The sequence below is a fragment of the Pseudoduganella sp. S-14 genome (assembly GCF_049913285.1).
Classification (GTDB): Bacteria; Pseudomonadota; Gammaproteobacteria; order Burkholderiales; family Burkholderiaceae_D; genus Rugamonas.
In genome coordinates this window covers 1,005,989-1,021,108 of the sequence record NZ_CP183991.1, presented here as the reverse complement: position 1 = coordinate 1,021,108, position 15,120 = coordinate 1,005,989, and the positions used below count along the sequence as shown (strand labels likewise).

At 62.2% G+C, this 15,120-nt stretch carries 14 protein-coding genes; 3 read left to right on the top strand and 11 right to left on the bottom strand.

Annotated features, from left to right (window positions below; translation table 11 throughout):
• Nucleotides 1-30: 30 nt before the first annotated feature.
• Genes ACN9MZ_RS04735 through ACN9MZ_RS04725 form a run of 3 tightly spaced genes read right to left on the bottom strand, consistent with a single transcriptional unit; the run spans nucleotide 31 to nucleotide 1,555 of the window.
• On the bottom strand, nucleotides 31-159 hold the full coding sequence (locus ACN9MZ_RS04735) for a hypothetical protein (protein ID WP_426341108.1): 129 nt from the start codon (nucleotides 157-159) through the stop codon (nucleotides 31-33).
• Complete coding sequence (locus tag ACN9MZ_RS04730; protein ID WP_426168005.1) at nucleotides 156-533, bottom strand: PH domain-containing protein; 378 nt, start codon at nucleotides 531-533, stop codon at nucleotides 156-158. The genes ACN9MZ_RS04735 and ACN9MZ_RS04730 overlap by 4 nt, the downstream gene beginning before the upstream one ends.
• Before the next feature lie 41 nt (nucleotides 534-574).
• On the bottom strand, nucleotides 575-1,555 hold the full coding sequence (locus ACN9MZ_RS04725; protein ID WP_426341107.1) for a lipin/Ned1/Smp2 family protein: 981 nt from the start codon (nucleotides 1,553-1,555) through the stop codon (nucleotides 575-577).
• Nucleotides 1,556-1,713: 158 nt separating this feature from the next.
• Between ACN9MZ_RS04725 and ACN9MZ_RS04720 the strand changes: the two genes are divergently transcribed.
• On the top strand, nucleotides 1,714-3,843 hold the full coding sequence (locus ACN9MZ_RS04720; RefSeq protein ID WP_426341106.1) for a ricin-type beta-trefoil lectin domain protein: 2,130 nt from the start codon (nucleotides 1,714-1,716) through the stop codon (nucleotides 3,841-3,843).
• Between the two features lie 47 nt (nucleotides 3,844-3,890).
• Here the strand turns inward: ACN9MZ_RS04720 and ACN9MZ_RS04715 are convergent, their stop codons facing one another.
• The 4 genes from ACN9MZ_RS04715 to ACN9MZ_RS04700 form a co-directional block, all read right to left on the bottom strand.
• Nucleotides 3,891-5,969, bottom strand: a complete 2,079-nt coding sequence (locus ACN9MZ_RS04715) for a putative bifunctional diguanylate cyclase/phosphodiesterase (protein WP_426341105.1) — start codon at nucleotides 5,967-5,969, stop codon at nucleotides 3,891-3,893.
• Between the two features lie 84 nt (nucleotides 5,970-6,053).
• Nucleotides 6,054-8,132: a putative bifunctional diguanylate cyclase/phosphodiesterase gene (locus tag ACN9MZ_RS04710; protein ID WP_426341104.1), complete on the bottom strand. Its 2,079-nt coding sequence runs from the start codon at nucleotides 8,130-8,132 to the stop codon at nucleotides 6,054-6,056.
• Nucleotides 8,133-8,141: 9 nt separating this feature from the next.
• A complete protein-coding gene (locus ACN9MZ_RS04705) occupies nucleotides 8,142-9,053 on the bottom strand; it encodes a DUF2145 domain-containing protein (protein ID WP_426341103.1) in 912 nt (303 codons plus the stop codon).
• On the bottom strand, nucleotides 9,020-9,469 hold the full coding sequence (locus ACN9MZ_RS04700; protein ID WP_426336894.1) for a hypothetical protein: 450 nt from the start codon (nucleotides 9,467-9,469) through the stop codon (nucleotides 9,020-9,022). Before ACN9MZ_RS04700 ends, ACN9MZ_RS04705 begins: the two co-directional genes overlap by 34 nt.
• A gap of 204 nt (nucleotides 9,470-9,673) precedes the next feature.
• Here ACN9MZ_RS04700 and ACN9MZ_RS04695 point away from each other — a divergent pair, with 204 nt between their 5' ends.
• Both ACN9MZ_RS04695 and ACN9MZ_RS04690 read left to right on the top strand, forming a co-directional pair.
• Nucleotides 9,674-10,699 carry a hypothetical protein gene (locus tag ACN9MZ_RS04695; RefSeq protein ID WP_426341102.1) on the top strand — a complete coding sequence of 342 codons (1,026 nt, stop codon included), beginning with the start codon at nucleotides 9,674-9,676 and terminating at the stop codon, nucleotides 10,697-10,699.
• 9 nt (nucleotides 10,700-10,708) lie between these two features.
• Nucleotides 10,709-11,341, top strand: a complete 633-nt coding sequence (locus ACN9MZ_RS04690; RefSeq protein WP_426341101.1) for a hypothetical protein — start codon at nucleotides 10,709-10,711, stop codon at nucleotides 11,339-11,341.
• 262 nt (nucleotides 11,342-11,603) lie between these two features.
• Here ACN9MZ_RS04690 and ACN9MZ_RS04685 read toward each other — a convergent pair whose 3' ends face one another.
• The 4 genes from ACN9MZ_RS04685 to ACN9MZ_RS04670 form a co-directional block, all read right to left on the bottom strand.
• On the bottom strand, nucleotides 11,604-12,473 hold the full coding sequence (locus ACN9MZ_RS04685) for a CPBP family intramembrane glutamic endopeptidase (RefSeq protein ID WP_426341100.1): 870 nt from the start codon (nucleotides 12,471-12,473) through the stop codon (nucleotides 11,604-11,606).
• Between the two features lie 7 nt (nucleotides 12,474-12,480).
• Nucleotides 12,481-13,257 carry an enoyl-CoA hydratase gene (locus ACN9MZ_RS04680; RefSeq protein WP_426341099.1) on the bottom strand — a complete coding sequence of 259 codons (777 nt, stop codon included), beginning with the start codon at nucleotides 13,255-13,257 and terminating at the stop codon, nucleotides 12,481-12,483.
• Between the two features lie 136 nt (nucleotides 13,258-13,393).
• On the bottom strand, nucleotides 13,394-14,590 hold the full coding sequence (locus tag ACN9MZ_RS04675) for an acetyl-CoA C-acyltransferase (protein ID WP_426341098.1): 1,197 nt from the start codon (nucleotides 14,588-14,590) through the stop codon (nucleotides 13,394-13,396).
• Between the two features lie 26 nt (nucleotides 14,591-14,616).
• The gene (locus ACN9MZ_RS04670) at nucleotides 14,617-15,114 is read right to left on the bottom strand and encodes a PaaI family thioesterase (protein WP_426167981.1); all 498 of its coding nucleotides are present in this window, start codon (nucleotides 15,112-15,114) and stop codon (nucleotides 14,617-14,619) included.
• Nucleotides 15,115-15,120 lie beyond the last annotated feature (6 nt).

The window sequence follows — 15,120 nt, the reverse complement described above, 5'->3', positions numbered from 1 at the left end:
CAATTCGTCAGCCGGCGAAGAATGGATGCGTCAGCAAACCTTGAAGACGCGCAGCCAGTCGCAAGTCCACATGCTGACGCGGTGCAGCAGCCCAGCAGGATCGCCCCAGATAAAGAAGGCGACTGCAGCCAACACCAGCACGACGACAAATCGCTTCATTTCAGCACATAGCTTGCCAGGACTGCCTGCACTTCATAGATGCTCAGGCGCTTGTTGAATTTTTGCGTGAACGGTTCCGCAGTGCTGGAGATCCAGATCTTCAAGTCGGCGTCGAGGTCCAGCGTGCCGCCGGTCTCGATGCTGAAATGCGTCACGCTCTTGTAAGGGATCGAGTGATACTCCTTCTTGCTGCCCGTGACACCCTGGATGTTCACTACCACCAGGCGCTTGTCGGTAAACACAAAATAGTCGCGTATCAGCTGGTAAGCATGCTCCACTCGCTCATTCGGTGCAAGGACTTTTGCAAAGTCTTCCCGCAAGTCCGCGATGTCGATCTTGGACGCGTTACCCAGCATGCCGTCAAGGATTCCCACTTCAACCCTCCTTCTCAGTGTCAAAGTGGGAATCTACCACGTTACAGGCGGCAGCTCGCCACCGGCGTAGGTTCCACCACGAAGCTGTAATGGGCAGTGTAATCGCCCTGGATAGGCTGCGTGCCGGAAGCGCCTGCATTCGGCCCGATGATATAAGTCTGCGCCTTCGGTATGCCGCCGTCGGCATAGGCCGTAATATCGGTCGTGGCGTTGCCGTAGGCGCGCACGATATTCAGGCCAACGGTGTTGCGCAGGTAGCGCACATAATCGGTCTTGAACTGTTGCGTGTCCGGTGGAATGGGGCCGCCGCCGTAGGGATTTGAGTGGTAGTGCCATTGCCCCATGTTCTGGATCTTCAGCCATTCCAGGCCATCCTTCGTTACCCAGTAAGGCCGTCCGGTCAGGAAAATGACCTGGTAGCCTTTCTGGCGGTAGGCATTCACGACCTGCGGCGCGTAGGAATACGCCGTTGCAGTCTTGACGCCGACGTAATCGGCATAGGCTTCGAAATCGTTGATGGTCAGGGTGCCGTCGATGTCGAACAGCACCGCGTCACGGCTTGGATCGACCACGCTCAGGTAGCCGTTCGTGCTGCTCAGGTCACCCTCCACCACGAAGCGCACCACATAGTCGCCGACCGGGCGCACGCCAAGGGGCACGCTGGCCTTGCCGTCGCTGTCGGTAATAAAGCTGCCGAGATACTGCCACTGCTGCATGCCGGTGCCATACAGGTAGGCATGCACCCGTTCGCCTTCCAGGTCCTTGTGCAGGACCGCGTCGTAATCGAACTTGCCCGTGATGGTCGCGGGCTGCCCCGCCTTCACAATGACGTCGTGCGCCATATGCCAGGGCTTGTACAGGCCGGCCAGGATGGTGTTGCCGAAGTTGGCAAAGCCCTTGCGCGCAGGGCCCGACAGCGCAGGCGGATTGGCCGCCGTCACGTAGTCAGGGCAAGCCGCCAACGCCGGCAAGACGGAAAAGGCGCACGCGGCCACGACCGCGCAGCTAACGGTTTTCAGCATCTGTTCCTCCTATAAATGGGTGTGCCGGCCAAACTAGCAGGACTCTGCTACAAGTAAATGACCGCACGAGCCAAAATCTTAGAGGCGGCCCTCCATCGTGCGCACGCGCTTCCTGGGGTAAGTTTTCCGGTTCAGGACACTCACTTTTCGGAGGCAGAATGAAGCTGGCAGGCGTCATCGTTTCTCTCCTGCTCGGGATGCAGGCGTTGCACGCGGCGGACCTGGGCCTGGGCATCCGCACGCAATACGACGTAGCCATGGACACCCCGCTCAATCGCATCCAGGTACTGGGCGCGCATAATGCTTGGAACGACAGCGGCGCGACCTGGGCCAACCAGCGCTGGCCGATGAACCAGTTGCTCAATTCGGGTATCCGCAACATCGACCTGGACCTGCACATGAATAATGGAGAAGTGCAGCTGTGCCACCAGGACTGTGCGGCGATCTACGGCGCTCCCGACAATTATCCCAATGAGTTGTGGAAGATTCGCAACTGGCTTGACGCGAACCCGAAGGCAATCGTCTTTGTCGACCTGGAGGACCGTGCCAACAACCAGGCCGGCGTGGTGGGTCCCTTGACAGCGGTCTTCGGCCCCCTGCTGTACAAGCCCTCCGACAAGCCGGCCAACCGCTGGGAAACGCCGCGCGAAATGATCGCCCGCGGCAAGCGGGTGATCGTCAAGTCTGCCAACAATACCTACGATGGCGCCGTGGTCTGGCAAGGCCCGTTGTTTGCCACCGGCGCTGCGGGCGGCTGGAACAGCCGGCAAGTCAAGTACGTCAACACCGCCAACTGCACAGTAGACGGGTTGCCGATCGAGCAGGACAAAATCTACGCGGTCTCCGACTCCAAGCTGGGCAAAGACGTGCTGCCCGATTCCTGGGTCGACGAAACCGGCACCATCGACGCTTCCAACATCCCTGCCCTGATGCGCTGCGGCGTCGACAACGTCGATGCGGACCGCTGGGACGAAGGCATGATCGCCTCCGCCATCTGGTCCTGGGCCGATGGCGAACCGAACGGCTATAACAATGAAGACTGCGCGCAAATGCGCGGCGACGGGCGCTGGAACGATGCCGCTTGCACCGTGGCGCTGCGCTTCGCCTGCCAGAGCAAGGCCCAGCCGGATGACTGGCGCGTCACGCCTGCGGCTGGCGCCTGGCAGGGCGGCAAGCAGGCGTGCGTCGCGGCTTTCGGCAGCGGCTTCGCGTTTTCCGTTCCCGCCAACGCGTACATGAATGAACGCCTGCGCCTGGCGGCGGGCGCTAATCCGGTATGGCTCAATTACTCGGACCAGGCGGAGGAAGGCAAATGGGAAAAGTATGACGATGCGCCAACGCGCTGGGACACCGGCGCCTATGGCAATAACGCCGACCTCTCGCAAACCTTGCGCCTGCCCGGTGCCGGCGCAGTGCGCGTCAACGTCAGCGGCTTGCTGGGTGCGGGCGACGTGCTGCGTATTTACGACAGCAACCGTCGCCCGCTGCAGAGCTTCAGCGGAGCCCTTGCCCAATCGCTGGTTGTTGCCGACAACGCCGTCATCGCGCAACTGGTCTCCGCCGGCGCCGGCACGTCCAGCGGAGCGAGCGTCAGCATCGAAGCGCTTGCCACGAGCTGGAGCAGCGGTGCTTACGGCAACAACGAAGACCGCTCCCAGTGGCTGACTATCCCCGGCGCAGCCGCGCTGAAAGTCTACGTCAACGGCGCCACCGATGCGAACCGGGACTTCATCCACGTGTATGACCGCAATGGAGCGCTGGTGAAATCGCTGTCCGGCGCCATCGCCACCAGCTTCATGGTCGGCGGCGACAGCGCGCGCATCCGCCTGGTGTCGGATGGTTCCGTCACCGGGGCGGGCGTGACTGCCAGCGTCAAGCCTGGCAGCGCCTATGTGTTCCGCAAGCTGGTCGACGGCCGTGGCAAATGCATGGACATTGAGGGCAACAACCTGACCAACGGCACGCCGGTCCACCACTGGAGCTGCCAAGGCCAGGTCACGCAACTGTGGTACCAGGACCCGGATGGCCTGCTGCGCAGCAAGAACAATCCCGACAAATGCGTCGACGTCTACGCCTTCGGTACCGGCAACGGGGCCAAGCTGGTCGTCTGGGACTGCAACGACAAGGCCAACCAGCGTTTCTCCTGGTCCGGCCAGACCCTGCGGCCGGCCCACGCCCCTGGCAAGGCGGTCGACGTCAAGGACGCCTGGTGGGGTTCATTCGATGGCCAGGACCTGCACCTGTGGGACTACCAGGAAAGCTGGGGCCAGTCCTGGCACTGGGAATGACTTGGTGCCGGCGTTGCGATTGCGCCGGGTCGGTTTCCAGCCGGGCCTCATGCGACCCGCCTTTCGTTTGCCAGGAAATCCGTCGCGGCGTAGACGGCCAACGGACGGGCGAAGTAATAGCCCTGCAGGAGATGGCAGCCGAGCTTGCGCAACTGCGCCGCCTGGCTCGCATCTTCCACCCCTTCGGCCACGATTTCAAGACCAAGGTTGCGCGCCAGGCCGACCGCGGTGGCGCAGATCTCCAGGTCCTTGGCCGACTTGCCGATATCGCGCACAAAGCTGCGGTCAAGTTTGAAGGCATGCACCGGCAGCAGCTTCAGGTAGCCGAGCGAAGAATAGCCTGTGCCGAAATCGTCAATCGACAGGCGCACGCCCAGCCTGCGCAAAGCCTCCAGCCGTTCAATCGAGCGTTGCGGGTCCTGCATCAGCACCGACTCCGTGATTTCCAGTTCCAGATCGGCGCCCTGCAGGCCGGCGCGCTGCAAGGCCGCCTGCACGGTATCGCCAAGATCGGACAGCAGCAACTGCTGCGCCGACAGGTTGACCGCCACGCGGATATCGATGAAACCGTTTTCACGCCAGCTCGCCAATTGCCGACAGGCGGCATCGATCACCCACGAACCGATAGCGGCAATCGCGCCGGTCGCTTCAGCCAGCGGGATGAACTTGTCCGGCATGACCAGCCCGAGCGACGGATGATGCCAGCGGATCAGCGCTTCCATGCACACCACGCGCCCGGAGGCGGCACATATCTGCGGCTGGTAGTGCAGGACGAACTGCTCTTTTTCAAGCGCGCCCTTCAATTCGTTCTCCAGGCCGATGCGTTCGCTCAGCGTCTGCTGCAGCGAAGGGTGGAACACGCGCAGGTTGCCCGGCCCTGCGTCGCGCGCCTGGTGCAAGGCCAGCGCGGCCGAAGCCAGGAGATCCTCCGCCGACGCAGCGTGGTCGGGATAGACGGCCACGCCGGCGCTGAAGGTCATGTTCAGTACCGTGCCGGGAACGCTGAATGGCGGCTTGACCGCGGCCAGTATTTCTTCCACTTCGCGCTCGATGCCAGCCACTGTCTTGTGGCCCGCAATGCCGACGACAAAGCGCGCGCTTCCCAGGCGCGCCACCAGCCCGCCTTTGCTGCAGTCCTGCCGCAGGCGCTGCGCCACTTCGACCAGCAATTGATTGCCGGCCTCGTAGCCGCGGGTGCCGTTGATGATCGCCAGCCGGTCCAGGTCAAGCAGCAGCACCGCCATCCTGGTCAGGTTCGATTCACTCTGGATGAACATGGCGTGCAGCTTTTCCAGCGCACCCGCGCGATTCGGCAAACGCGTCAGCGCATCGTTGGTCAGCGCATGCTCGAAGCGCAGGCTGGAAAGCTTGTGGCTCTCGACTTCGCGTTCCAGCGCGGCGCTGATACGAATCTTCTCGGTCATGCTCCGCGCGGCCTCCCGCCGCACCAGCAGCAAGTACGAAGCAGCGAGGCACAGGAAACCGAAGCCGCTCAGGTAAGGCAATTGCAGCCTGCCCGCATCGGTTGCGCCGCCCATGGCGGTCGTCACAACGATCAGCGCCACGGAAAGCCATACCACGCGATTGGAGAAGCGCGCGCGCTCGCGCCGGACGCGGATGCAGAAGGCCGCTGCGTACAGCGCGGCTCCCAGGGACAACAGGCGGTTGACGGTATAGGCCGGCGTCGTCTCACCGGCCAGGAGAAATGCCTGCTCTCCCCAGGGCAGTTTGCAGGGCGCCTCGGCCGCCAGGGAAGCAAAGCGGTAGCCAAATGGCGAGACGAAATTGTCCGCCACCAGGAACAGCGTCACGCCGGCGACAAAATAACTAAGGAAGAAGGCCCGCTTGCGGTCGTCGAGTGCGGCAATCAGGTACCAGATCTGCGGCACCAGCAATAGCGAAAACAGGTTGACCCACTTGTGGGCGGCAATGGCCGCCGCCAGGTCGGGCGCCAACTGCTGCCGCAGATTCGCATACTGGAACAAGGCAAACGTGAAGCAAATCACGGCGAAGACCCAGCAAGCCCGCACGTAGGAACTGCTGCGCGCCAGCAAAGCCGCCTGGAATGAACACATTGCTAGCGCTCCCACGGATATCAGGTAGAGCGAAGCAATGGGTGCATCCATATCAATCCTCGTTCATTTCTTTTTGGCAATGCAAGTTATTTTAAACGAAAGCAAATTGAACAAGTTATTTTTCGATTTGCCAGCTTATGCAGCAGCTTCCATCTGGTCCATCAAATAATTGGTCGCCGCATGTGCTGCAAGCGGGCGCGCAAAGTAATAGCCCTGCAGCAGGTTGCAGCCCAACTGGCGAAGCTGGTCGGCCTGCACAGCATCTTCCACGCCTTCGGCAACGATTTCCAGGCCGAGGTTGCGCGCCAGGCCGACAGCCGTGGCGCAGATTTCGAGATCCTTCTCGCTGGTGCCGATATCGCGCACAAAACTGCGATCAAGCTTGAAGGAGTGCACCGGCAGCATTTTCAGGTAGCCGAGCGAGGAATAGCCGGTGCCGAAGTCGTCGATTGACAGCCGCACACCCAGCCGGCGCAGGGACTCCAGTTTTTCGATGGAGCGCTGCGGGTCCTGCATCAGCACCGACTCGGTAATTTCGAGTTCAAGGTCTTCACCCATCAGCCCCGCGCGCCGTAAGGCTGCCTGCACGTTGTCGCCAAGATCGCTTAGCAGCAGCTGCTGTGCCGACAGGTTGACCGCCATCCGCACGTCGCAGAAGCCCAGCGCCCGCCAATTCTGCAATTGCTGGCAGGCGCTATCAATCACCCACGCGCCAATCGCCGCAATCGTGCCCGTCGCCTCGGCCAGTGGAATGAACTTGTCCGGCATGACCAGGCCCAGCTCCGGATGCTGCCAGCGGATCAGCGCTTCCATGCCCAGCACCCGTTCAGTAACGGCGCAGACCTGCGGCTGGTAGTGCAGGAACAGCTCGCCGTTCTCGAGTGCTTCCTTCAGCTCATTTTCAAGGCCGATGCGCTCACTCAGCGACTGCTGCAGCGAAGGGTGGAACATGCGCAAATGGCCCGGCCCCAGGTCGCGCGCCTCGTGCAGCGCCAGGCCTGCTGACGCCAGCAAGTCTTCCGCCGAATTGGCGTGGTCCGGATAGATCGCCACGCCGGCACTGAACGTCATGTTCAGTACGGTGTCCGCCACGGTGAATGGCGGCTTGATGGCTGCCATGATGCCCTCCACTTCGCGCTCGATCCCTGCCAGGGTCTTGTGGCCCGCAATGCCAACGGCGAAGCGCGCGCTGCCCAGCCTTGCCACCAGCCTGCGCTTGCCACAGTGTTCGCGCAGCCGCTGCGCCACCTCGATCAACACCTGGTTGCCTATCTCGTAGCCGCGCGTACCGTTGATGATCGCCAACCGGTCCAGGTCGAGCAGCAGCACAGCGGTCCTGGTCAGGCTGGATTCGCTCCAGACGAACATGGCGCGCAGCTTTTCCAGCGCGCCCTCGCGATTCGGCAACCGTGTCAGCTCATCATTGGTCAGGGCGCGCTCGATGCGCCTGCTGGAAAGCTTGTGGTTCTCCAGTTCGCGCTCCAGCGCGGCACTGATGCGGATCTTCTCGGTCAGGCGCTGGGTCGCTTCACGCCGGACCAGCAGCAGATAGGAGGCAGCCAGGAACAGGAATCCGAAACCGCTCAAATACGGCATCCGCAGCATGCCGGTGTCGGTCGCACCTCCCAACGCCGTCGTCACCACCACCAGCGCGGCGGAGCTCCACACCAGCCGGTTGGAAAAACGCGCCTTCTGGCGTTGCACACGGACGCAGTAGACGACTGCGAACGCCGTCGCCCCCAGCGACAGCAAGCGGCTGACCGTATAGGCAGCCGTCGTTTCACCGAACAGCAGGAATGCATGCCCGCCCCACACCAGCTCGGTGGGCGCTTCGGTCTCCAGTGTAGAAAAGCGGTAGCCATAAGGCACCATGAAATTGTCCACCGCCAGGATGGCCGAGATGAAGGCAATGCCGTAGGTCAGGCGGAACGCGTTCCGGCTTGGGTCGAGCGAGGCGACCAGGTAGCAGAACTGCGGCGCCAGCAGGATCGAAAAGAAGTTGACCCATTTATGCGCCGCGATGGCTTCCGCCAGTCCCGGAGCAAGCTGCTGCTGCACGTTCGCGTACTGGAAACCGGCAAAGGACAGGCAGATGGCCGCAAACGCCCAGCACGCGCGCCCAAAGGAGCTGTTGCGCGCCACCAGGGCCGACTGGAATGCCGACATTGCGAGCGCCCCTGCGGAGATCAGGTAAAGCGAAGCAATCGTATTCATATGGCCTTGTCAGTGACTGTTTTCAAAAGCGATTACCTCGTCGCCAGGCTGCGCTTCGCAGCCTGCGCCCATCGGTTCCCAACCACGCCGGATCACGATATGGTTCGGGTTATAGCAAAGCTCGAGGCGGCGCGCTTGCGGCGCCTCGCGATGAACAAAATGTTCAATCGACGAAGGCATGCTGACGCGCATGGTCTGCGCGCGCAGGTCTTGGTCGGGATGGTCCTGCACATGCACCAGCGGCACGAAATGGGCGGCAATCACCAGCGTACGGCCAACGGCGACCGGCTCCGCTTGGTAACCGCGTTCGCGCAGCCAGCTTTGCGCGTCTTCGCGCCGGGGAGCGGCTGCGCCCCAGGCGCTTGCCATCAGCTCTACCAGCCACTGGTTGCAGTTTTGATAGCGCGTGCTGTAGGCATACGCATTGGCGCTGTACTCCCCTGCCAGCAGCGACAGCGGCGTTTGCGCATCCAGTGCGGCCGCCTGCAGCGTCCTGGCCTGGTCCTCCGGCAGCAGCACCAGCGACAAGTGGCCTTGCGCCGGTTCTTCCGCGCCGAGCACGAAGCCGGCCATGCCCTGGTCGAAGATGCGTGGACGCTTTTCGTCGCAAGCATAGTAAAGCTGGCGCACCGACCAGGGGCTGTTCGGATTGTCTTTCAGCGCCAGGCCGGCGTGCGAGTAACGCAGGCCGAGGCGCGCCAGGTCAAGGCCGGCGCGCGAAACGACGGCGGCCGTGGCGCCGGAGCGTTCCAGTTCATTCTTCACCACGGCTGCAAAACGCAGCACGTGGTCCTGCGCCGTCGCCGTGACTTTCGCGGGACGTTCGCAGAACATCATTCCGCCGGCCTGCGCTGCGGCATTCCAGCCGAGCGCCAGGCAGGCGGCAATCAGATGGCGTGCGAGCGCAGTTCGCGTTGCCATGCTTCGTCCAGGGCAAGGAAGAAGGCCTGCTGCGTATCGGCATATGCGAATTCGTAGCCGTATGGACGCTCGTTGACCTGCACCAGCGCGCCGGCAGGCAGTGCGCGTTCTGCCAGGGCGGCTTTCGGCACGGTCAGGAAGAATTCATTGCCCTGGCCTTGCAGCTTCAGGCGCGTAGCACCCGGCTTGCCCGGCGCTTCTGCAACGTCGATGACGCGGTACTGGCCAGCGGCCACTTTCCTGTCGTCCCCGCTGGAGCTCTTGCTTGAGCCGCCGATCGAATCGGACACGCTGCCCGAGGACTCGGAACCGGCACTCGATGCGGACGAAGCGGAACTGCCAGCGTAGGCAGGGATAGCGATGGCGGCAGCCAGAACGGACAGGACAGCGGCGCGGCGCAGGACTTGCATGGACATTGACAGGTCTCCGGTTGAAAAGTCGCTTGCATTATACGCGGCACCGCATGGCTGTACGACACGACTTTGGACCTGTTGTTACAATACTTGTTTGCTTTTTTTGCAATTTGTAGAACCATGTCAAAACTTGTATCGGCGGTCGCTATAGACCTTCTCACGAAAGAGCTTGCGCATGAAATCAGGGGACAGCGCAAGATGATTGCCATGCGCTTGCACTGCGCCTTCCTGTACATGGTGGAAGCACTGGAGTCCTATCGTAAACACTGGGAGGAAGCGGCCGCCATCACCTACCAGGCCGCAGCGGAAGCGGGCTGGAATCCGCCGCCTGCCAAGTGGCTCCGCTCACGGCCCATCGTGTTTGACGCCGGGCTGTGGCGCGACTTTTCCGACAGTTTGCGCCTGCATGCCATTCCAGGCGACGGGGCGCAGTCCGACCAGGCAGACGAATGGGTCTGGTGGAAGGAATCGATGCAAGGCCTGCCCGTCGCCAGTGGACTCAAACTGCGGCCCGGCCGCGAGCGTCGCGCCGCTTCGCATGACTTCACCCACGGGACCACAGGCAATGGGGAGGCGTTTGCCGCCGCCTTGCGGGAACATCGCGACGCCGTCTTATCCCTTCCCACGCTGATCGCCAATGGCGACAAGGCCGGCATCGAAGACTTTCTCGCGCGCGTGCTGCCGGCGATCTGGCCGGAACTGGCCGACGCAATCCGCGCGTCGCAAGACCGGCAACTGGTCGACGACCTGCTCGACGAGCACGAGAGCATGCTCATTTGGCTGGCCCATATGGAGATCATGTTCGACGCCATTCCTCCCGCCATGTACGCTTATATCGCGGGCGCCGGAGGCGGCACGCTGATGCTGGAACTGCGGCTGTTGTTGCCCCTCCTGCTGCTTTGCACCGGACCGGTGGTCGACAATGTCATCGTCGAGATTGGCGAACGTCTTGAAGCTTCACTGACCGGCGGGCACGACGGCCTGGCATTTGACTGGGCCCCCGAAGTATTCGCCGAGTCGCTGGTCCAGTTCACGCGTGCTGCAGATGAAGTGCACAAGATCGGCGCCCTCCGCGCCGAGGGGCGGGAAGATGAACTGGAGTTGCCTCCCACGTCGCGCTCCGGCCTGGCAACGCTGAAAGCTGCGATCCACAAGGACAAATCATGCCGCCGCTGCGGCAGCATGGGCCACAGGACCTCAGGTCCCCAGGCCGGGACTGTAGATTACGAATAAGAGCACGCCATGACCAACTTTGAAAAAGAGTATTACATCCTCGAACGCGACAGCAACGATTCGCTGCCTACTCCGAGCCCATTCCATGAGACGGCAGCGCGCGAATTCAGGGAGAAACTCTTGGCTCCGGATTCGCCGCCGCTTGCCTTCTACAATATTTCGAAGAGGTGGGCCCGCAGGCATGGCCATCCGATGATGCCCGAGCCGCCCGACGTAATGTTCGACTTCGACAACCTGCTGGTACGCAAGCCGGTACGGGACACCCTGCTGGGAACCGGAATCAGCCGGATCTTCACACACCCCGCATGGTATGTCCACGACGACAAGACGCTGCATGAAGACTATTGGTACGTGGGCTTCATCGGAAGGTTCGATTGCTGGGACAGGAAACTGTCGGAATACACCGGCAAGGACAAAGAGGGTGACGATGATGGCGAGGAAGGCGGCACAAGTCTTCCGCCGAACATCATGACTTTGCGATTCAATGCCCAGCTCTTGGCAAATACACCATTCAATGAGCGTCAGCTCTTCGTGCTCGACGGTTGCTTCTCCCCTGGCGTCGTATGCCACGAGAGCCTGCTACCGCAGTTCCATGGCTTTGAAAACAGCGGTACGCGAGCAACCTTGGTGGAAGATTATTAGGCAACCTGGATAGGTTCGAACTGGAGGTAAGCGCCGCAAGGTAAGGCACGCGCGAGATCGCGGTCCAGGAACCTTTCGCTTCCGACTGCCAGCGGCCGTTCATCGCGAGCGGATATATCGCAACGGCGCTCGTAGATCCGCCCCTTCAGCCATTGTCCGGCATGAAACTCGTCGATGCCCCGGTTGCAGCCAACGAATGCGGTGCAACGCGAGGGCCGCGGCGGATGACCACTGCCATATCCGCATCCCCCTGAGACTTTTTTCAGCCGGCGCGCGGATACGTGAATGCCACGAAATGCACCAGGTTTAACACGAAGTGGGCCGCAATCGGAATCTCGATGCGCTTTGTCCTCGAATACAGCACCGCGTAACCCAGGCCGGCCAGGCTGGCGAGCGCACCAAACTGCCAGCCGCCGCCCAGGTGCGCAGCGCCGAACAGCAGGCCGGAGACCACGACGGCCATGGCATCGCTGTAGCGTGCGAGCTGTTCCTGGATGACGCCACGGAAGAATGCTTCCTCCGCTACGCAGACAAACAGCAGGTTGATGACGGCGAACAGCGGCAGGAATGGCGACAGCTTGAAATCCGGATGCACGAATCCAATCGCCCAGCCTATGCTTAGCACTCCGCACAACAGCCCCGCGAGCACGGGTGCTTGCGACTTCGATGCGACGGCAAAATCCCGCCAGGAACTGGCGCGGCGGCAGAACAGCACGAGCAGCACCAGCCCGACCACGCCTTTGTCGAAGTTCGCATACAAGGTGTAAGGCGCCGAGTGCGCCGACAGCCGGACATCTTTCAAGAGCAAGGGATTGTCGTAGCCGGGAACGGCGTGCATTGCAAGCGCAAGTGCCAGCACCAGCGTCAATATCGTAAACACCGCCCGCACAGCGGTCTTGCCATGGCGGGTCGCCAGCCAGGCGAAAGCCAGCAAGGCGGCGATGCTGGCCAGGGCGATGGGGCGCAACACGCCCGCCGCCATGCCGGCACAGGTCGCCAGGCCGAGCAAGACCAGCCAGAGATGCCGCAAGAAAGCCGGCCGCTCGCTATGCATGACCGCGAGGCCGGTGCTGGCAATTGAAAGGCCCAGCAAGCCGAATGGCAGCCAGGCAGGCGCGGAAATCAATTGCATGCTCCGATCAGGAGAACTTCGAGAAGTCCGGCTTGCGCTTTTCAAAGAATGCAGTGAACGCTTCTTTGGCTTCGGCGCCGGTCAGCATGGCCCCGAACTGCGCGCTTTCCACGTCGATGTGGGCTTTCAGCGCTTCGCGGCCAGCTTTCATCAGGCGCTTGGTCTGGCGGATCGATTCGGCTGGCAGGGCTACCAGTTTGGCGGCTTGCGCCTGCGCGTGAGCTAGCACCTGCTCGGCTGGCAGCAGCTTGGAGATCAGGCCCATGTCGTAGGCTTCCTGTGCGCTGAAAGGTTCGCCCAGCATCAGCTTTTCCGCTGCGCGGGCATGGCCGCCGTTGGCCGGCAGCAGCATGCTGGAGCCAAACTCAGGGCACAGGCCCAGTGCTGCGAAAGGCACGGAGAATTTCGCGTTGTCGGCGGCATATACCAGGTCGCAGTGCATCAGCATGGTGGTCCCGATGCCGATGGCGGCGCCGTTCACGGCTGCGACAACAGGCTTGCTGCTGTTGAACAGGGCTTTCATGAACTGGATTACGGGGCGATCGGTGAATGCCACGCCGTCGTTGGCGGTGGTGGTCATTGCGAAGTCGACCAGGTCGTTGCCGGCGGTGAAGATCTCCGGCTTGCCGGTGAAGAGGATAGCGCGTACTTCAGCGTCGCCCTCGGCGGCGTTGATGGTGTCGGCCATGGTCTGGTACATGGCGGAGGTGATCGCGTTCTTGCGGTCCACGCGGTCGAATTCGATGGTCAGGATGCCGTTGGCTTTGCTGGTCAGGATGGCCATTGTTGTCTCCATTTTTTACCCGGTAAACCTGGGTCAGACCCAAGGGTCTGACCCAGTCTGCTCACAGGACTGTGGATGTAAAAAAGGCGGGCCAATCGACCCGCCTTGCTGATGCGTTATCGCGTCGTCGCGCGGATTATACGCGCTCGATGATGCCTGCTGCGCCCATGCCGGCGCCCACGCACATGGTGACCATGCCGTACTTCAGCGAGTTGCGGCGCAGTGCGTGCACCACGGTCGCAGCGCGGATCGCGCCGGTTGCGCCCAGCGGGTGGCCCAGGGCGATTGCGCCGCCCATCGGGTTCACTTTGCTGGTATCCAGGTTCAGGTCGCGGATCACGGCCAGGGCCTGTGCGGCGAACGCTTCGTTCAGTTCGATCCAGTCCAGCTGGTCCTGGGTGATCCCTGCGGCCGCACAGGCCGCAGGAATTGCAACCTTAGGACCGATGCCCATGATTTCCGGCGGCACGCCGCGTACGGCGAACGAGGAGAACTTGGCCAGCGGGGTCAGGTTGTGTTCCTTCAGGATCTTCTCGGAGACCACGATCAGCGCGCCGGCGCCGTCGGACATCTGCGAAGAGGTCGCAGCGGTCACGGTGCCCTTGGCGGCGAACACTGGCTTCAGCTTGGCCATGCCTTCCATGGAGGCGTCGGCGCGGGCGCCTTCGTCGGTGTCCACGGTACGCTTGCCAACCTTGATCTCGCCGGTGCGCAGGTCAGGGGTGCGGGTGATGATTTCGACCGGAGTGGTCTCGTCCTTGAAGAAGCCGGCTTGCTGGGCAGCGATCGCCTTGCGGTGCGATTCCAGGCCGAAGGCGTCCTGGTCTTCGCGGGAGATCTTCCACTGCTGCGCCACTTTCTCGGCGGTCAGGCCCATGCCGTAGGCCAGGCCCACGTTCTCGTCCTTGAAGGTATCCATGTTAATCGATGGGTGGTGGCCCATCATCGGCACCATGGACATCGATTCCACGCCGCCGGCGATCATCACGTCGGCTTCGCCAACGCGGATGCGGTCGGCAGCCATGGCCAGGGCGGTGATGCCCGATGCGCAGTAACGGTTGATGGTCACGCCGCCCACGGTGTTCGGCAGGCCTGCCAGCACCACGGAGTTACGGGCGATGTTGAAGCCCTGCTCTGCCTCCGGGAAGGAACAGCCGACGATCGCGTCGACGATCAGGGCCGGGTCCAGGTTAGGCACGGCAGCCATGGCGCCGCGGATGGCGGCGACCAGCAGGTCGTCCGGGCGAGTCTTGCTGAACATGCCGCGCGGTGCTTTGCCGATCGGGGTGCGGGTTGCGGCGACGATGTATGCGTCTTGCAGTTGTTTGCTCATTTTAAGCTTTCCAGTATCTGTGTTCGTTAGCGTTTGGCGGAGAGGTACCAGTCCACCTGTACTTGTGCTGCCAGCGTGCCGTGTTCGTCGAAGATGTCGACGTTGACCGGGAACGCTACTTTTCCTTCATCCTTGAGCTGGGCGCGGATCGCGGCCAGGTCGCCCGGTACCTTGCCGGAGGCGCGCGTCGCGCCCTTGGCAACTTTCTGGTACTGGATGCGCGACTCCTTGGCGACCGGGCGCATGTCCATGATCAGGTCGGCAAAGCCGCCTGCCATGGCCGCGCCGGACGCCGTTTCGGCCAGCGTAAACAGCGCGCCTGCATGCGGCGTGCCGAGGTGGTTGTGCAGCTTGCCGTCGTCCGGCATCGACACTTCGGCCGTTCCCGGGCCGATGCTGTCGATGCGGATGCCGAGCAGGCGCACGAACGGCAGCGACTCCGTCATGTGCTTCTTGATTTGCTCATAGACCATGCTTGGTTTCACTCGCAACAGGATTTTGAAGGCCAGCGACAGGATGGACATTTGCTC

Excerpts from the sequence above, each read along its gene's own strand:
- ACN9MZ_RS04735 (WP_426341108.1), bottom strand. The coding sequence starts at position 159 with ATGAAGCGATTTGTCGTCGTGCTGGTGTTGGCTGCAGTCGCCTTCTTT.
- ACN9MZ_RS04690 (WP_426341101.1), top strand. The coding sequence starts at position 10,709 with ATGACCAACTTTGAAAAAGAGTATTACATCCTCGAACGCGACAGCAAC.
- ACN9MZ_RS04680 (WP_426341099.1), bottom strand. The coding sequence starts at position 13,257 with ATGGCCATCCTGACCAGCAAAGCCAACGGCATCCTGACCATCGAATTC.
- ACN9MZ_RS04720 (WP_426341106.1), top strand. The coding sequence starts at position 1,714 with ATGAAGCTGGCAGGCGTCATCGTTTCTCTCCTGCTCGGGATGCAGGCG.
- ACN9MZ_RS04715 (WP_426341105.1), bottom strand. The coding sequence starts at position 5,969 with ATGGATGCACCCATTGCTTCGCTCTACCTGATATCCGTGGGAGCGCTA.
- ACN9MZ_RS04695 (WP_426341102.1), top strand. The coding sequence starts at position 9,674 with ATGCGCTTGCACTGCGCCTTCCTGTACATGGTGGAAGCACTGGAGTCC.
- ACN9MZ_RS04675 (WP_426341098.1), bottom strand. The coding sequence starts at position 14,590 with ATGAGCAAACAACTGCAAGACGCATACATCGTCGCCGCAACCCGCACC.
- ACN9MZ_RS04725 (WP_426341107.1), bottom strand. The coding sequence starts at position 1,555 with ATGCTGAAAACCGTTAGCTGCGCGGTCGTGGCCGCGTGCGCCTTTTCC.
- ACN9MZ_RS04710 (WP_426341104.1), bottom strand. The coding sequence starts at position 8,132 with ATGAATACGATTGCTTCGCTTTACCTGATCTCCGCAGGGGCGCTCGCA.
- ACN9MZ_RS04705 (WP_426341103.1), bottom strand. The coding sequence starts at position 9,053 with ATGGCAACGCGAACTGCGCTCGCACGCCATCTGATTGCCGCCTGCCTG.
- ACN9MZ_RS04700 (WP_426336894.1), bottom strand. The coding sequence starts at position 9,469 with ATGTCCATGCAAGTCCTGCGCCGCGCCGCTGTCCTGTCCGTTCTGGCT.
- ACN9MZ_RS04670 (WP_426167981.1), bottom strand. The coding sequence starts at position 15,114 with ATGTCCATCCTGTCGCTGGCCTTCAAAATCCTGTTGCGAGTGAAACCA.
- ACN9MZ_RS04685 (WP_426341100.1), bottom strand. The coding sequence starts at position 12,473 with ATGCAATTGATTTCCGCGCCTGCCTGGCTGCCATTCGGCTTGCTGGGC.